This window comes from Nocardia aegles, from assembly GCF_052545135.1.
Window position 1 is genome coordinate 288,169 of sequence record NZ_JBQWRI010000007.1, and the last position, 15,564, is coordinate 303,732.

At 67.4% G+C, this 15,564-nt stretch carries 15 protein-coding genes and 1 pseudogene; 7 read left to right on the forward strand and 9 right to left on the reverse strand.

Translation table 11 applies throughout. The features are described from left to right. Positions 1 to 2: 2 nt before the first annotated feature. The gene (locus tag ACT89H_RS20865; protein WP_445110292.1) at positions 3 to 536 is read right to left on the reverse strand and encodes an MSMEG_0572/Sll0783 family nitrogen starvation response protein; all 534 of its coding nucleotides are present in this window, start codon (positions 534 to 536) and stop codon (positions 3 to 5) included. A gap of 350 nt (positions 537 to 886) precedes the next feature. Here ACT89H_RS20865 and ACT89H_RS20870 point away from each other — a divergent pair, with 350 nt between their 5' ends. Continuing rightward, positions 887 to 1,360, forward strand: coding sequence for a hypothetical protein (locus ACT89H_RS20870; RefSeq protein ID WP_445110293.1), 474 nt, complete (start codon positions 887 to 889; stop codon positions 1,358 to 1,360). Between the two features lie 158 nt (positions 1,361 to 1,518). Here the strand turns inward: ACT89H_RS20870 and ACT89H_RS20875 are convergent, their stop codons facing one another. Genes ACT89H_RS20875 through ACT89H_RS20885 form a run of 3 tightly spaced genes read right to left on the reverse strand, consistent with a single transcriptional unit; the run spans position 1,519 to position 3,186 of the window. Beyond that, complete coding sequence (locus ACT89H_RS20875) at positions 1,519 to 2,397, reverse strand: helix-turn-helix domain-containing protein (RefSeq protein ID WP_445110294.1); 879 nt, start codon at positions 2,395 to 2,397, stop codon at positions 1,519 to 1,521. Further along, positions 2,355 to 2,876: a DUF6879 family protein gene (locus tag ACT89H_RS20880; protein ID WP_445110295.1), complete on the reverse strand. Its 522-nt coding sequence runs from the start codon at positions 2,874 to 2,876 to the stop codon at positions 2,355 to 2,357. Before ACT89H_RS20880 ends, ACT89H_RS20875 begins: the two co-directional genes overlap by 43 nt. After that, positions 2,857 to 3,186 (reverse strand): hypothetical protein, encoded by a 330-nt coding sequence (locus ACT89H_RS20885; RefSeq protein ID WP_445110296.1) that lies wholly within the window; start codon positions 3,184 to 3,186, stop codon positions 2,857 to 2,859. Before ACT89H_RS20885 ends, ACT89H_RS20880 begins: the two co-directional genes overlap by 20 nt. A 256-nt stretch (positions 3,187 to 3,442) precedes the next feature. Here ACT89H_RS20885 and ACT89H_RS20890 point away from each other — a divergent pair, with 256 nt between their 5' ends. Together ACT89H_RS20890 and ACT89H_RS20895 are read left to right on the forward strand one after the other, a co-directional pair. After that, positions 3,443 to 3,568: a hypothetical protein gene (locus ACT89H_RS20890; RefSeq protein WP_445110297.1), complete on the forward strand. Its 126-nt coding sequence runs from the start codon at positions 3,443 to 3,445 to the stop codon at positions 3,566 to 3,568. Then, positions 3,565 to 3,750 carry a hypothetical protein gene (locus tag ACT89H_RS20895; protein WP_445110298.1) on the forward strand — a complete coding sequence of 62 codons (186 nt, stop codon included), beginning with the start codon at positions 3,565 to 3,567 and terminating at the stop codon, positions 3,748 to 3,750. The genes ACT89H_RS20890 and ACT89H_RS20895 overlap by 4 nt, the downstream gene beginning before the upstream one ends. Positions 3,751 to 3,992: 242 nt before the next feature. On the opposite strand, the gene ACT89H_RS20900 is transcribed toward ACT89H_RS20895, so the two are convergent. The 5 genes and pseudogenes from ACT89H_RS20900 to ACT89H_RS20920 form a co-directional block, all read right to left on the reverse strand. Beyond that, on the reverse strand, positions 3,993 to 4,709 hold the full coding sequence (locus tag ACT89H_RS20900) for a maleylpyruvate isomerase family mycothiol-dependent enzyme (protein ID WP_445110299.1): 717 nt from the start codon (positions 4,707 to 4,709) through the stop codon (positions 3,993 to 3,995). A 191-nt stretch (positions 4,710 to 4,900) separates the two neighbouring features. Further along, positions 4,901 to 5,293 (reverse strand): RidA family protein, encoded by a 393-nt coding sequence (locus ACT89H_RS20905; protein WP_445110387.1) that lies wholly within the window; start codon positions 5,291 to 5,293, stop codon positions 4,901 to 4,903. A gap of 78 nt (positions 5,294 to 5,371) precedes the next feature. Next, a pseudogene (locus ACT89H_RS20910) lies at positions 5,372 to 6,079 on the reverse strand (DUF998 domain-containing protein); the annotation flags it as partial. Positions 6,080 to 6,234: 155 nt separating this feature from the next. Continuing rightward, a complete protein-coding gene (locus ACT89H_RS20915) occupies positions 6,235 to 6,663 on the reverse strand; it encodes a very short patch repair endonuclease (protein ID WP_445110300.1) in 429 nt (142 codons plus the stop codon). After that, on the reverse strand, positions 6,660 to 7,793 hold the full coding sequence (locus ACT89H_RS20920) for a DNA cytosine methyltransferase (RefSeq protein WP_445110388.1): 1,134 nt from the start codon (positions 7,791 to 7,793) through the stop codon (positions 6,660 to 6,662). The genes ACT89H_RS20915 and ACT89H_RS20920 overlap by 4 nt, the downstream gene beginning before the upstream one ends. 336 nt (positions 7,794 to 8,129) lie before the next feature. On the opposite strand from ACT89H_RS20920, the gene ACT89H_RS20925 reads away from it, so the two are divergent. The 4 genes from ACT89H_RS20925 to ACT89H_RS20940 all read left to right on the forward strand — a co-directional run bounded on the left by ACT89H_RS20925 (position 8,130) and on the right by ACT89H_RS20940 (position 15,521). After that, on the forward strand, positions 8,130 to 9,380 hold the full coding sequence (locus ACT89H_RS20925) for a KasA/KasB family beta-ketoacyl-ACP synthase (RefSeq protein WP_445110301.1): 1,251 nt from the start codon (positions 8,130 to 8,132) through the stop codon (positions 9,378 to 9,380). A 108-nt stretch (positions 9,381 to 9,488) separates the two neighbouring features. Continuing rightward, the gene (gene fadD32 / locus ACT89H_RS20930) at positions 9,489 to 11,417 is read left to right on the forward strand and encodes a long-chain-fatty-acid--AMP ligase FadD32 (protein ID WP_445110302.1); all 1,929 of its coding nucleotides are present in this window, start codon (positions 9,489 to 9,491) and stop codon (positions 11,415 to 11,417) included. Positions 11,418 to 11,760: 343 nt separating this feature from the next. Further along, entirely contained in the window at positions 11,761 to 13,572 is a 1,812-nt protein-coding gene (locus tag ACT89H_RS20935) for an ABC transporter ATP-binding protein (RefSeq protein WP_445110303.1), read from the forward strand. Between the two features lie 47 nt (positions 13,573 to 13,619). After that, positions 13,620 to 15,521, forward strand: coding sequence for an ABC transporter ATP-binding protein (locus tag ACT89H_RS20940; RefSeq protein ID WP_445110389.1), 1,902 nt, complete (start codon positions 13,620 to 13,622; stop codon positions 15,519 to 15,521). The last annotated feature ends 43 nt before the right edge of the window (positions 15,522 to 15,564 follow it).

A 15,564-nucleotide genomic window follows, 5' to 3' on the forward strand; every position in this document is an offset into this window, starting at 1 on the left:
GACTACAGCTGGTAGGTGGAGTTGATGATGGCGCCTTTACGGGCGTAATGGATCAGCGCGTCCTGCACGTCCAGAGGGTGCGCGGGGATCACGCCCTCGATGAGGTCTTCTTCGCGCGCACCGTGCAGGGCCAGGCCGAACCGGCACGCGAAGACCTTTCCGCCCTCGTTGATGAACGTGGCCAACGCCTCGTTGATGTTCTGCTCGCCGGGGAAACCGCTGTCGCCGGTGGTCGGAAAGCCGCGCGTACCAAGGCAATTGATGGCCCCAGGGCCATAGAAGTAGATTGCGGACTCGAAGCCCTTGCGCAGCGCGCGGGTCGCCTGAAGGATCGCCACGAAGCTCACCGACGACTCGTGCGCGATGCCGTGGACGAGCGTGAAGTAGGTCTCGCCGGCCTCGGCCTGGTAGTCCGGGAAGATCTTGGTCGACCCGTAGAGATTGGTGCCCTTGGGCAGCGACGGATGCGCAATTTCGGCCAACGATTGTGCGATGTTGTCCTCGATCGCCTTGTCGATCTCCGCGGTCGACTTCATTGCAGCAGACATGTTCGTTCTCTCCTGGAAGCGGTGCTGTGTAATCGCTGAATCGGCCGTCCGATCCGGTGGGGCTCGGTCTGATCGGCCGATGAATACAGTTCAGGCCGGGAATGTTTCCTGATGGTCACAACGGGAAGAATTGGGTATTTCACGGGTTAATCGTTCTCAGCACGCCGGGAAGTCTTCGAAATATGTTGCTACAGAACACATTTCAGTGACTGCGTGATTCCCGCAGTGATCATCCGCGATGCTTCGAGTCTTCACCACGTAACCGTCATTCTGGCGATTCGCCGGTGACCCGTAACAATTGTAAGCGGCGGATCCGGGTGTTGAAACATTCCCGTAACGTGAGCGCTCGGATTCGGTTCGATTTATTCTTCAAAAACGCGTCGGATACGACGCCGACACAAGACGGCACGAATGTTCGTATATTCACTCTCGGCGTTTCCGCGGCACGCGAAGCTGAACTCTCCGAGGCCATCCACTACGGACAACTTGCCATCGCAGGCGACAGGAAGTCGGTGCCTTCGATCCTCATGGTCTCCCGCGACCTGACCCCCGCACTGGCCGAGCTATACGCGAGCGAACTCAAAGCAAACGACTACCGCGAGCGACTGCAACTACAGCTCCCACCATCAGCTAGCGATCGAGTCACGTACAACTGGTACAACCCGTACACTCGAGTCCGCCACGCGAGTAATGCTGGCGGTGGGACGGCGTTGCGCCGACGCCCCACCTGGTGGGTTTACTTAGTCCACAGCCAGCGGACCAGCATGAGCGCCCCGGCGATCACGGCAGCAGCTACCACGAGCATGCCGTAGTCGACCGGGGTCTTGAGCACTGTAGCTTCACCGGTAGCACCAGAGCCCTATTACGCGAAGGGCGCGCACGCTCTGCGACGGCGCAAGGGTGGCGGCTCGATCTACTTCCGCACCCGCGACGGCTTGTGGCTGGGTACGTGACGATCGCGACCTCACCGCTAGGTGCTGGCTCGCCGTTCGAGGGCTGTGGAGATGATCTCGCGCGCTGCCGCCCCGGTGACGGACTGCTCACCAAGCGTCCTGAATGCCCGGCTGTAAGTTGCTATCTCGCGCGGCTGGGTGATGGTCAACTCTGCGGCTGTCCCCTCGACCATGACAAGCCTGTTGTCGAACATGACAAAGTTGGTCGACACGACCAGCGCTTCAGCCGTGGCCGGGACTATGCCAAGGGTGACGCGAGGCATCCCGAGTATCGAGGAAAGCCGATCAAGCTGTCCGATCATGACCGCGTCGGTGCCAACCGTCGTGTAGAGGGACTGCTCGCCGATGAGGAAATGAAACCGGTGGTCTCGCTGGTAGAGGATCCGTTGCCGCTCCATCCGCTTCGAGACAGCTTCGTCGACATCGTCGGGCACCTGGTGGAATTCGATGCCCCGCCTCAGCTTGGCCGCTGCGTACTCGGCTGTTTGGAGCAGACCGGGGATGATCTGTGGTTGATAGTCGCGGATGAACGTCGCTTCGGATTCGAGCTTCAGAGACTTCTGCTGTCGCCGCTCGAGGCCGGTGCCGAGGACTTTGCGCCATTCGAGGTATGCGGCGTCGATGTTGTGCAGCGTCGCCAGCAGGTCGGGAAGTTGGTCGGTTGCGTTGCCGTGAAGACAGTACGCTCGGATATCTTCGTCGGATGGCTTGATCCGGCCGAATTCGATCTTCGAGACCTTCGACTCATGCCAGCCGGATAACTGGGCAAGTTTCCGATTCGTGAGCCCAGCTGCGCGGCGAAGCTCCCGGAGCCGTGCCCCCAGAGCTTCCCGCGCGTCGTGAACGTTATTCATCACTGGCTGACGTACTCCGCGAACGGAATTGCCAATGACCATAGCCGGTCCTTGACGGCGCGGCAGTACCCGATAATCTCCGGATCGGCGGTTACCGCAAGGCCCGCCGGCTTCCCCTTCTGGTTGACCAGGTTGTAGACGACCCGCTCGTTGTCGATCAGCCACCAATCATCGGGCGGTACGTCGCCGGCAAGATGCCGCGGCAGGTAGCGGATATCTTCGCCCGCGGCCGTGTTGCTGTCGGTGACCGACAACAGCCAGCGGTGATAGTCGGTGTGGGGAACGGTCACCACTCGCACCCTGCTCACGGTCACGCCGCGGTCAGTTGTCTCTCTGATCAACTCGTTCCACCGGTCCTTGTGCTCGTCCAGCAAGGCTGGCTCTCCGGCGAGGAAGCGGCGGAACCGCTCAGACTCCGTGGGCACGGCGTAGGCGTCCCGGACCTCTAGATGGAACGCCTCGGCTGTGCAAGCACGGAACAAAGCCGCCCAATCCGGCGGCTCAGACTGAAGGTAGAGCACCGTAGAACGTCCTCCTGATCTTCGGAACTTCAATCGCAGTCTCGTTGTGCGCAAGGTCGAGCAGAGCCAGCGTCTCAGGCTCGACGATCGGACGACCGATGAGGGTGAAGGTGCCCCTGCCGGTGTCCGTCAACGTTGCCCCGATGAACGTATCGGCTTCAGCGAAACCGGTTAACAGGTGCGGGATTTCGATAGATTCTGGTGAGCCTGTCTGCCATCCCTGGACGAGATACGAGCCTTGGTCTGTGGCATACAGCGTTGGGCATCCGCCAACGTCCGAGCCACCCTTGCCGAGGAACTGTAGGCGCATGTTCGTGCCCCCCTGTCTAGTCCTGAGCACGAGTTTTCCCGTGCTACCTACATGATCCCTGGAGAAGCCTGGTTATGTTGGCTGATAGACGACTTCGAGCAAAGTCGTGCACACTTCTAGCGTTCCTGCACGGCAAACCCATACCTTTACCGCCAGCGCTCGGCGCCGGGGTGGTGCCGGACCCTTATCGGTGGGGACAGAGCCCTCGACGTCGAGCGCACACCAAGTGGACACGACGCGCAGAGGGGTACCCGAGATGCCCGCAATTCTTCCCGCCATCGTGATAGGTGTAGCCGGATTCGTGCTCACCGTCATCTGCTACGCCGCGGCGTACGTGGTCGACCGGCACGAGCGGCGCGACACCACCAGGAGCGAGCGGTGATGGCCCACGCTGGTCAGGAGGAAATCGACCGGTGGGAGTTGCGCGCCGGCAACTGTGACGCCGGGGTCGTCGTCGAGGGTGTAGAACACGCCCGCTGGCTGTTGGCGAGGCATTCCGGGCACGGTAGTGGCTGCCGGCCCTTCCAGGACGCGTTGAGCGCTGTCTCGGTGGCGATGGGATGAGCGAACCCATCGGGATGATGCAGTCCCACATCGACGGCACGATGTACATCGTTGGCGCGGACGGATTTCCATACACTGCCGAGGAGTACGCCGAGTTGCTCAGGGGCGCCAACGACGGCCGGTCACTGGATCAACTTCTGCGTTTCGCCGCAGCGCTCCGGGAATGGGCAGGGCCACGGGATGTCTCAGTAAACGATCATTAACCCGCCCTCGGCCGATACCGCAGTGGTGTGCACTCGTGGTTATTTCCATGCCGGGAGAGTCGGAAGGTCGCCGGTGAGGTCGGTGCCGGGGCTGCGGCCGAGGAGCCAGGCGGCGAGGGACGGGGCGGGGCCGGAGATGGTGTGGGTGGGGGCGGGGCCGATGGTGGCGGTGAAGTCGGTGTCGGTGGCCTGGATGGTGACGGCGAGGGGGGTTTCGGCCGTGAGACGGGTGAGGTCGGCGGTGGCCTGCGGGAGGATGCGGGCCACGAATGCGGCGGGCCAGTGGGCGGGGTGGTAGTTCGCGTTCAGGTCTACGTGGTGAATTTCGACCTCCTGCAAGCGCATCCACCGGACTTCGGTCGCGGGGATGCGGCGGCCCTGGCGGGTGCGGACCTGTGCTCGCCAAGCGTCGTCGGTGAGTGAGTGCGCGATGCCGAGAAATCGGGTCGCAGCGGCCTCGTTGTCGGCGAGTTGCTCGGCGAGCGGACGGGGTGCGCCCGCCTCGATGTCGGCGTCGCGCAGCAGCGGGTGGGCGTACTGCGGGATCTCGACGCCGGTGTGCGCCCACAGCAGGAGGTTCATCAGGCTGTCGGCGTTGCGGGCGAGATGGGACAAGACGTGGCCGCGGGTCCAGTCGGGCAGGAGGGAGGGTTCGGAGACGGCGTGCTCGTCGAGGCCGCGGATGGTGTCGAGCAGGCGTGCGGTCGCCTCGGCGACGGTGTCGAGTCGCACGGGGGTCTGCGCGGCGGTGGTCACGGTGTCGACCCTAGCGAGAGAGAACCTCGTCCGCCGCGAACGACGAGCCCCGAAACGTGATACGACCGAACCGCCGCGGGCCTGCCCGGCCATGCCGTTCGTGTCGGCGACGAACCGGAGCCCGGCTCAGCGCTGGATGCCTGGCAGGCGCCGGCTGGGGGAGAGAACCCGCGGGAAGCCCGCTCGGTGACCTACCCGCCGACGATCGCGTCGGCCTCGATCTCCACCAGCAAGGCCGGGGTGATGAGGGCCTTGATCTCGTACATCGCCGTGGCCGGACGAATCTCGCCGAAGACCTCGGCGTGCGCCTTGGCGACCTCGGGCCAGCGGGCGATATCGGTGACGAAGATGCGGGTGCGTACCACGTCGGTCAGGCTCGCACCCGCCTCCTCCAGCGCGGAGGCGATGCGCCGCAGGGTTTCCTTGGTCTGCTCGCCGATGTCGTCGCCGCCGATCGCCCTGCCGCCGGGAGCCGACGCGGTCGTGCCGCTGACCGCGACGACATCGCCGAGCCGGACCGCCCGCGAGTAGCCGACGATGTCCTCGAACTCCGAATCCGAGGCGATGTTCACGCGATCACTCATGTCCGAGAGCATCGCACACTGTTCGTCGGGGACGTTCGAAGGTTTCCGTTCCTCCACGATCACCGCGGCGGCCAGCGCGATCAACCACAGCGACATCGCCCCGACCTGGATCCGCTGGGCGATGCCGAGGGCATAGTTTCCCGGCAGGTTGTCGGCCACCAGCATCCATACCGTCGCGAGCGACCCGACCACCAATACCACCAGGCCGAATTCGCGCAGTACCCGCCAGCGCCGGTAGCGGAAGGCCGCGAGGCTGAAGGCGAACGCGGCAACCGCGATCGAGGTGACCGCCAGGGTGCTCGTCAGCGCGTGCGGCTGGTGCAGTTGCGGGAACAGTTCGCTGGGGCCGCCGCATCCGCTCTCGCCGGGGACGCAGTCGTGCAGTGGCAGCAGGACGTCGGCGACGGTCGCCGCGCCGAAGCACAGCAGCGCGACCCAGCCGACGTCGGTCAGCATGCGGCGGGGAAACAGCAGCAGCCCGGCGATGGCCCCGGGTATGAGCGCCGCCCCGACGATCAGGTCGGCGGTCGCGAACACCTCCCGGTACGGCTTGCCCTCCGCGTCCAGTTCGCTGAGGAACGTGTTGACCGGGTCGAGGTCGATGCCGAGCACGAATTGCAGTACCCAAGACGAATAGCAGACCCCAGCGATCGCGATCGCCGCGGCGACCAGCACCGTCGCCGGTCGCAGGCGCCGAACGGAGATCTTCGGGCCACTCGTCACGCCTTCATTCTGCTGGTCGCTCGAGCGCGCCCGACAGCGGCGGGCCGCACACATCATTACCATCCGGCACACAGGGTCTTGCCGGCTTCGCCCGGCACGCTGGTCGACAGCTGCAACTCGAGGAGGTCCACATGCTCGGTTTCGCAACTGCCGCCGCCGGAATCGCCGTCATGACGGTGATGGTGGCGTCCGGCTATCTGGCCGCACATGCTCCCCGTTCACTGGTGCGGGTGCGCCACCGCTGACAGCTCGGCCTGAACGCGGTCGGCCGCGCTGACGGGATCCTCGTGCTCCCAGACGCGGACCACGTGCCATCCCGCGGCGATGAGCGCCGCGTCGGTGGCCCGGTCCCTGGCGACGTTGACCGCTAGTTTGGCCGCCCACCATTCGGCGTTGTTCTTCGGATCGGTGGCGTGCTGCGGGCAGCGGTGCCAGAAACACCCGTCCACGTAGACCGCGACGCGCCTGCGCGGGAACACCAGGTCGGCGCGCCTGCGCTGTCCTCGGATCGGTGCGCGATCGACGAAATAGCGCAACCCGCGCCGGTGCAGTTCCCGGCGCAAGGCCAGCTCCGGGTCCGTTCCGGTGCGCCGCTGACGCGCCATCCGTGCGCTGGTGGCCGCGTCGGTCGTGGGCTTGCGGGTCATGCCGCCGATCCGCCCATCCTATCGAGGTGGCTTTCCACGTCGGCGAGAAAGCCCGGCGGGAAACGCAGACTGCCCATGGTGGTGCGGCGCAGGAATCCGGCCGTCGCGCGGGCGGAGAGCAACTGCGCGTCGGTGAGGTAGTGGGCCAGGTCCTCGTACGGCTCGTGCACCGGCCAGGTGGAGACCGGCACCCGGTATGCGGCGCCGTTGTGCCCCCACGCGGCGACCGGCCACGGGGTGCCCGGCGCCAGCGGCTGATCGCCGGAGATCGGTTCGAGCGGAGCGGCCAGCCGCGAGCCGACCCACGCCGCCATCCGGACGCTCACCGCGTTGCCCACCAGTTTCCAGCGATGGCCCTTCCTGATGCCGGGCACCTCGGTCGCGGGCGCCGTCCAGCCGGCGTCGAAACCTTGCAGACGTTCGGCGTCGGCGATACCGGGCGTGACGATCTCCCCGGACGGCAGTCGCACCGCGGGCGGGCTGGCGATGCCGAGCGCGGAGCCGCCCTTCAGCGTCGGAACCGCGTTCACCGCCCAGCCCAGCCCGCGCACCCCCTCGGTCCAGTAGAAGCCGCAGGGATCGGCCGCGGGGTCGCCGATCGCGCGGGGACCGGCGTCCTCGCCGAACAGCACCGCGCGCGGGTCCTCGGTGCGGGAGGCCAGCATCAGCACCCGCTGCCTGCGCTGCGGCAAGCCGAACGCGCGGGCGTCCACCACGCGGTAGGCCCAGGTGTAGCCGAGCTCGTCGAGCGCGCCCGTGATGTGCCGCATGGCCGCGCCGCGACCGAGTTGCAGCATGAACGGCACATTCTCGATCAGCAGCCAGCGCGGGCCCCGCTTGCGGCGGACCAGGCGGAACACCTCGTCGACCAGACCCGACCGCGTACCGGTGATACCGGCGGTGCGCCCGGCCTGGGAGAGGTCCTGGCACGGGAATCCCGCCGCGACCAGTTCCGTTCCCGCCGGGATGGCGCGCAGCCGGGTGATGTCGGAATGCAGCGGCACGTCCGGGAAACGGGCAGCGAGCACGCCTTGGGCCCCGGGCTCGATCTCGCACAGCAGCTCGGTGTGCCAGCCGTGTCTGCCGAGGCCGAGTTCGAGTCCGCCGATCCCGGCGAACAGCCCGACCATCCGCGCGCCCGTCAACGACCTTCCCTTTCTCGCGTCCACACCGGACGCCGCCCGCGCGTCCCGTGCCCGGGGAGCAGGTTACTCGAGTCGTCCGAAGCGATCCCCGAACAACGCGACCATCGTCCCCGGCACCTGGTACGGTCCGCGTGTCACGCCGTGCGATCGGTGCGCTTTTCCAATAATGCACAAGGAAGATCGCACCCGGACGTGATGACCGGCCGATCCGCCTGCGCTCCAGTGCCATCCGCACGGGCCGCCCACGATCCTGGTGGCGCGCTCGCGCATTGCTTTTGCTCGACGACGTTCCAGAGCGACGCCAGGGAAAGTGAGCGAGACATGCAGATGCCTTCCACCAGAAACGGACAGTTTCCCGCTGTCGTGGTCACCAGCCTCGCGGCGACCACGTCCATCGCGGGTGACGTGGATTCCACGTGGAAAGGCCTGCTCAACGGCGACAGCGGCATCGACGTCCTGGAGGACGAGTTCATCGATGAATTCGAGCTGCCGGTCCGGATCGGCGGGCATCTGAAGGTCCCGCCCACCGCGTGTCTGGATGCCGCGCAGGCCCACCGGCTCGCCTACGTGGAGCAACTGGCCGTCGTGCTCGGGCGAGAGGTCTGGCGCAACGCGGGCAGCCCGGAGGTGGACAAACACCGGCTGGGGGTGTCCGTCGGCACCGGGCTCGGCGGCGCGGAGGCGATCGTCCACGCTCGGGACAAGCTGCGCAACGGCGGTTACCGCAAGGTGTCGCCGTACACCGTCCAGGCCGTGATGCCCAACGGCGCCGCGGCCTGCGTCGCGATGGAGCTCGGAGCGCGGGCTGGGGTGACGACGCCGGTCTCGGCCTGTTCCTCCGGTGCGGAGGCGATCGCCAACGCGTGGCGGATGATCGTCCTGGGCGATGCCGACGTGATGGTCGCCGGCGGTGTGGAGGGTTCCATCCAGGCCCTCGCGATCGCGGCGTTCAGCATGATGCGCGCCATGAGCACCCGAAACGACGCGCCCAAGAGTGCCTCGCGTCCGTTCGACGCCGACCGCGACGGCTTCGTCTTCGGTGAGGCGGGCGCGCTGATGGTGCTGGAGACCGAGGAGCACGCCAAAGCGCGCGGCGCGACCGTTCACGCCCGGCTGATGGGCGCCGGCATCACCTCGGACGGCTTCCACCTGGTCGCGCCGGATCCCGAGGGCACCGGCGCCGCGCGAGCGATGACGCGGGCGATGCGGACGGCCGGTCTGGACAAGACGGATGTCACGCACGTGAACGCGCACGCGACCGCCACCCCGATCGGCGACACGGCGGAGGCGCGCGCGATCTGCGCGGCCGTGGGCAATCACGCGTCGGTCTACGCGCCGAAATCGGCGCTCGGTCATTCCATCGGCGCGGTCGGCGCGCTGGAATCGGTGCTCACGGTGCTCACCGTGCGGGACGAAATCGTGCCGCCGACGCTGAATCTGGACAATCAGGATCCCGCGATCGATCTGGATGTGGTGCACGGCCGCACCCGAACCGGCCGTATCGATTACGCCTTGAACAACTCGTTCGGATTCGGCGGGCACAATGTGGCGCTCGCCTTCGGCCGGTATTGACCGCCGGGTGGCCGGGACACCCGCTAGCCTTCCCGGCGCTTCGTTATCGACCGGTGTTCGATGTCATTGCACGACCTGAGTGATCGTGCGCTGGAAAAGGATAAGGCGATGATCGACGAAACCTTCGACGACTATCTGGACGATCAGGGCAATATCAGAATTCCCGGGGACAAGACCCTGATCGACTTCGTCGACAAGCACAGCGTGGAGAACGGCGACGATCTCGCCTACCGCTTCATCGACTATTCCCGGGAACGGGACGGTGAATACCACGATCTCACCTGGCGGCAGTTCGGCGTGCGCTTGCGCGCGGTGGCGGCCCGGTTGCAGCAGGTCACGCGCCCGGGGGACCGGGTGGCGATTCTCGCTCCGCAAGGACTCGACTACGTGGTCTCGCTCTTCGCCGCGGTGTACGCGGGCACTATCGCGGTTCCGCTGTTCGACCCGGAGGAACAGGGCCACACCGACCGGCTGCACGCGGTGCTCGGCGACTGCGAGCCCGCCGCGATTCTCACGGTGGGCTCGGCGGCGAGCGGCGTGCGGAAATTCTTCCGGCACCTGCCACCATCAGAACGTCCGCGCATCATCGCGGTGGAGGCCATCCCGGACGGTGTCGGCGCTTCGTGGGTGCGCCCGGATGTCGACATCGACAGCATCGCCTACTTGCAGTACACCTCGGGTTCCACCCGGACGCCCGCGGGCGTGGAGATAACCCACCGCGCGGTGGGCACCAACCTGCTGCAGATGATCGACGCCATCGGCGTCACCGAGAATTCGCGCGGGGTCACCTGGCTGCCGTTGTTCCACGATATGGGTCTGCTGGCGGTAATCCTGCCGACCGTCGGCGGCGGATTCATCACCATCATGTCGCCGAGCGCGTTCGTGCGCCGTCCCTATCGCTGGATCAAGGAATTGGCCGCCGCCTCCGACGGCGCGGGGACTTTCGCCGCCGCGCCCAATTTCGCGTTCGAGCACGCCGCGGCGCGCGGCAAACCGAAGCCCGGCGAGAAATTGGACCTTTCCAATGTGATCGGACTGATCAACGGCAGCGAGCCGGTGTCGGTGTCATCGATGAAGAAATTCAACGAGGCGTTCGCGCCCTACGGGTTGCCGGAGACGGCGATCAAGCCGTGCTACGGCATGGCGGAGGCGACGGTGTTCGTCTCCGCCACCAGGGCCCAGGACAAAGCGAAGGTCGTCCATGTCGACCGGGCCGAGCTGAACGCCGGGCGCATGGTGCAGGTCCCCGCGGACGCGGACAACGCGATCGCGCAGGTGTCCTGTGGATACGTCGCCCTGTCGCAGTGGGCGGTGATCGTGGATCCGGAGCACGGCACCGAGCGGACTGACGGCGAGGTCGGCGAAATCTGGCTGCACGGTGAGAACATGGGAATCGGATATTGGGGCCGCCCCGAGGAGACCGAGGCCACCTTCCGCGCCCAGCTGACCGCGCGGTTGCCCGAGGGCAGTCACGCGGAGGGCACCCCGCAGGACGCCAACTGGATGCGCACCGGAGATTTCGGCGCGTACCTCGACGGCGAGCTGTACATCACCGGACGGGTCAAGGACCTGGTCATCGTCGACGGCCGCAACCACTATCCGCAGGATCTGGAGTACTCGGCCCAGGAATCAAGCACGGCGTTGCGGCCCGGCTTCGTCGCGGCGTTCTCGGTGCCGGCCAACGAGCTGCCCGCGCTGGTCTTCGAGCAGGGCAGCCACTCCGGCCTGACGTTCGACGCCGAGGACACTTCCGAGCAGTTGGTGATCGTCGCGGAGCGCAATGCTCGCGCGGGCAAGCTCGAGCCGGAACCGGTCGCCGACACCGTGCGCGCGGCGATCGCGCGCCGCCACGGCGTCATGGTCCGTGACGTGCTGCTGGTGCCCGCGGGTTCGATTCCGCGCACCTCCAGCGGCAAGATCGCCCGCCGCGCCTGCCGGGCGGCCTATCTGGAGGGCACGCTGCGCGGCGGTCATCAGCAACAGGCTTTCCCGGACGCGCCCCAGGGTTGGGAGCCGGAGACCGCGGGCGTGGGCTAGAGCCTGATCTCGGTTCCGGCAGCCATCGGTGGCGCGGGCGAGCGCCACGACTTCCCGGCAGCTGTCGAGATAGCGGTCGCGATCGGTGACGCGCAGGTATCCGGCGACGATCAGCATGCCGGGGAGTCTAGATCCGCGCGGCTGGATCTCGGGTTCGCCAGAGGTGGTCGACTGGGTGGACGAGTGCCGAATCCGTCGCCGCGACGAGCCGTGCGTGCCGGGCGGCGGACGGAAAATCGGTTGGCCGGTGCGCGTTCTGGTGCGACCCTGAAATGTCGGACCCTGCTGCCAACATCACCGTGGGTCTCGTTCTCCGCCGCCAGCCACACCTCGAGGGGGAGTCTTGTCTGTCGCACTGGACGTTTCGTCGGCCGAACCGGAGGCCGACAGAACGGAGCGGCCCGCCGCCACGGGCCGCTTGCATTCCTTGCGCCGGTTCTGGCCGTACCTGCATCCGCATGTCCGCATGTCGCTCGCCGCGAGCGGTCTGGCGCTGCTGTCCGGCCTGACGGCCGTCGTCATCCCGCTGATGATCGCGCGGATCATCGATGGCCCGATCGCACGCCGCGATCTCGCGGGCGCGCTCGGGCCGGTCGCCGTGGTGCTGGCGCTCGGTCTACTGGAGGCCGGTGGCATGTGGGGACGCCGCTGGCTGATCGCGGCGCCCGCGACGCGTATCGAGATCACGCTGCGCGCCGCGATCTTCCGGAAGCTGCAAGCCTTGTCGATCGGCAGGCACGACGCGTGGGAGTCGGGTCAGTTGCTCTCACGTGCGATCGACGATCTGGCCACTATGCGCCGGTTCGTCTCGTTCGCGGGGCCGTTCTTGCTCATCCACTGCCTGATCATCCCGGTGGGCCTGCTCGTGCTGATCGGGCTGAGTCCGCAGATCGGCCTGATCTTCGCGGTGATCGCCGTCCCCCTGGTGTTCATCTGCGTTCGCTTCGAGCGCCGGTACTCGGTGGCGTCGCGGCGTTCGCAGGACCAGTCGGGGGACCTGGCCACCACGGCGGAGGAATCCGCCCAGGGCGTGCGGGTGCTCAAGGCGTTCGGGCGCGGCGTGTTCTTCGGTCGCCGTTTCACCGCCCAGGCGCAGGAACTGCGGCAGACCGAACTGCTGAAAGCGCGCCTGGACGCGACGTTGTGGTCGAGCATGCTGAGCATTCCGCAACTGGCCATCGCGTTCGCGCTCGGCTATGGCGGATACGCGGTGGCGCACGGCACGATGACGCTGGGCACCTTGATCGCGGCCATCACGCTCGCGACTTTCCTGCAGTGGCCGATCATCTGGACCGGCTTCCTGCTCGCGGAGCTGAACGACGCGCGCACCGCGGCGGACCGGTACTGGGAGATCATCGACACCCCGGTCGACATCACCGATCCGGCCGATCCGGTGCGCTTACCGGACCGCATCCGTGGCGAATTACGGCTGGATGCTGTGCGTTTCGCGTTTCCCGACGCGGAGCGCGAGGTGCTGCGCGGGGTGTCGTTGCGGGTGCGCCCCGGCGAGACCGTGGCGCTGGTCGGCGCCACGGGAAGCGGCAAGACGGCGCTGCTCAATCTGATTCCGCGCTTGTACGACGTGACGGGCGGCGCGATCACTATCGACGGCATCGACATCGCGGCGATGCGGGTCGCCGACCTGCGATCGCTGGTGTCGGTCGCGTTCGAGGAGCCGGTGTTGTTCTCGGCGAGTGTGCGGGAGAACGTCGCGCTCGGCGACCCGTCCGCCACCGACGCCGGCGTGCGCCGCGCGCTCGAGGTCGCGCAGGCCACCGAGTTCGTCGACGACCTGCCCTGGGGCTTGGACACCAGGATCGGCGAACAGGGCCTGAGTTTGTCCGGTGGCCAGCGGCAGCGTCTCGCGCTGGCTCGCGCGGTGCTCACCGGCGCGGGCGAGGGCAGGCGCAGCCGGATCATGGTGCTCGACGACCCGCTGTCCGCACTCGACGTGGAGACCGAGGAGCGGGTGCAAGCACGGCTGCGCACCGTGCTGGCCGACGCGACGACGCTGCTCGTCGCGCATCGTCCGTCCACGGCCGCGCTGGCCGATCGGGTGGCGGTGCTCGCCGACGGCCGGATCGTCGCGGAGGGCACCCACGATCACTTGCTGCGCACCAGCAGGACCTACCGCGAACTGATGGGAGGTGAGTAGTCGTGAGTACCACTATCTCGAAAGATGAAGCGCCCGTGGACGATCCGATGGGCGAGGAAGGCGCGGCCGACTGGCGCGGCATCGCGGGCGAGGACAAAGAGGTCACCGAGACCGGCAATCTGGTGCTGGCCGGACGCTCCCGGCGGCTGCTGCTCGACCTGGTCAAGCCCTACCGCACCCTCGCGGGGCTCGCGCTGGCGCTCATCGTGCTGGACAACGTCGCGAAAGTGTCCGCGCCGCTGTTCGTCGCGCACGCCCTGGACACCGGTATCGCGCGCGGTATCGCGGGCGATTGGGCGCCGCTGGCTCGCACCGTGGCCGGTTACCTCGGCTCGATCCTGCTCGGCTCGGTCTGTACGTACGCTTTCCTGCGGGTGACCGGCAAACTCAGCCAGAGCGTGTTGTTCGACCTGCGTGTGCGCGCGTTCACGCACGTGCAGCGGCTCAGCGTCGCCTTCCACGAGAAGTACACCTCGGGCAAGGTGGTGGCGCGGCTCACCGGCGACATCGAGACGCTGCAGGAACTGCTGGAGAGCGCGCTCAACCAGGCGCTGAGCGCGATCCTGTCGGTGCTGACCATCGCGGCGCTGCTGATCTACCTGGATCAGGCGCTCGCCGCGATCGTGCTGGTCGGGTTCGTCCCGCTGGTGCTGGTCACCCGTTGGGCGCAGCGCAGGCAGCGAGCGGGCTACCGGCGCACGCGCGCCGCGATCGCCAAGGTGGTCGTGCAGTTCGTCGAGTCGATGGGCGGCATGCGAGCGGTGCAGGCGTTCCGCCGGGAGCAGCGCAACGAGTCGGTGCTCGCGATCGAGGACTCCGAATACCGCCGGGCGACCACCGCGGCCATGCGCGGTATGGGCGACTACGCGGGCCTGACCAAACTGCTCGGCAACCTGACCACGGTCACCATCATCGTGGTGGGCGCCTGGCGGGTGATCGAGGGCGATCTCGCGGTCGGCGTGCTCGCGGCCTACCTGCTCTACCTCAACGAGTTCTATGGGCCGTTGGACGAGCTGGCGCAGGTGTTCAACGCCTACCAGTCCGCGGCGGCCGCGCTGGAGAAGATCTCGGGCGTGCTCGAAGAGGAGCCGTCGGTGCCCGAGCCCGCGCGGCCGGTCACTCTGCACAAGGCCTCCGGCGCGGTGCGGATGGAGAAGGTGTGGTTCGGCTACTCGGCTGGTTCGACCGCCGACGGCGGCCCATCCGCGGAGCAGGTGGATAAGGGCCAGGTGGGCGACGGCGTGCGCGCGGATCACCGCACGCGACCGGTGCTGCCGGAGTTCACCCTGGACATGCCGGCCGGCCAGGTGATCGCGCTGGTCGGTGCGACCGGCGCGGGCAAGTCGACGCTGGCGAAGCTGCTGACGCGGTTCTACGACCCGTCCGGCGGCGTGGTCACGCTGGACGGCATCGACCTGCGCGAGCTGTCCGACGTCGACCTGCGCCGCAATGTGGTGATGGTCACCCAGGAGTCCTACCTGTTCTCCGGTTCGGTGGCCGACAACATCCGGTTGGGCAGGCCGGAGGCCACCGACGCGGAGGTGTTCGCGGCGGCCCGCGCGGTCGGCCTGTACGACTTCGTGCGGGCGTTGCCCGAGGGCTTCGCCACCGACGTGCGCAAACGCGGCGGCAGGCTCTCGGCGGGGCAGCGGCAGCTGGTCGCGTTCGCGCGGGTATTCCTGGCCGATCCCGCCGTGATCGTGCTGGATGAGGCCACATCGAGCCTGGATATCCCCAGCGAACGGCTGGTGCAGCACGCACTCGAGACCCTGCTGCGCGGGCGCACGGCGGTGATCATCGCGCACCGGCTGTCCACGGTGGCGATCGCGGACCGCGTGCTGGTGCTGGAGTACGGCCGGATCGTCGAGGACGGCGCGCCGGATGCCCTGATCGCGGGGACCGGCCGGTTCGCCGGCTTGCACGCGGCGTGGCGGGAGTCGCTCGTGTGATGAGGGGCGCTTCTACGGGCCTGGGCCGGATGTCGCTTACGGT

Coding starts and splice junctions, on each gene's coding strand:
- ACT89H_RS20865 (WP_445110292.1), bottom strand. CDS start 536: ATGAAGTCGACCGCGGAGATCGACAAGGCGATCGAGGACAACATCGCA.
- ACT89H_RS20875 (WP_445110294.1), bottom strand. CDS start 2,397: ATGGTCATTGGCAATTCCGTTCGCGGAGTACGTCAGCCAGTGATGAAT.
- ACT89H_RS20885 (WP_445110296.1), bottom strand. CDS start 3,186: ATGCGCCTACAGTTCCTCGGCAAGGGTGGCTCGGACGTTGGCGGATGC.
- ACT89H_RS20890 (WP_445110297.1), top strand. CDS start 3,443: ATGCCCGCAATTCTTCCCGCCATCGTGATAGGTGTAGCCGGATTCGTG.
- ACT89H_RS20905 (WP_445110387.1), bottom strand. CDS start 5,293: ATGAGTGATCGCGTGAACATCGCCTCGGATTCGGAGTTCGAGGACATC.
- ACT89H_RS20915 (WP_445110300.1), bottom strand. CDS start 6,663: ATGACCCGCAAGCCCACGACCGACGCGGCCACCAGCGCACGGATGGCG.
- ACT89H_RS20920 (WP_445110388.1), bottom strand. CDS start 7,793: ATGGTCGGGCTGTTCGCCGGGATCGGCGGACTCGAACTCGGCCTCGGC.
- ACT89H_RS20925 (WP_445110301.1), top strand. CDS start 8,130: ATGCAGATGCCTTCCACCAGAAACGGACAGTTTCCCGCTGTCGTGGTC.
- fadD32 (WP_445110302.1), top strand. CDS start 9,489: ATGATCGACGAAACCTTCGACGACTATCTGGACGATCAGGGCAATATC.
- ACT89H_RS20940 (WP_445110389.1), top strand. CDS start 13,620: ATGGGCGAGGAAGGCGCGGCCGACTGGCGCGGCATCGCGGGCGAGGAC.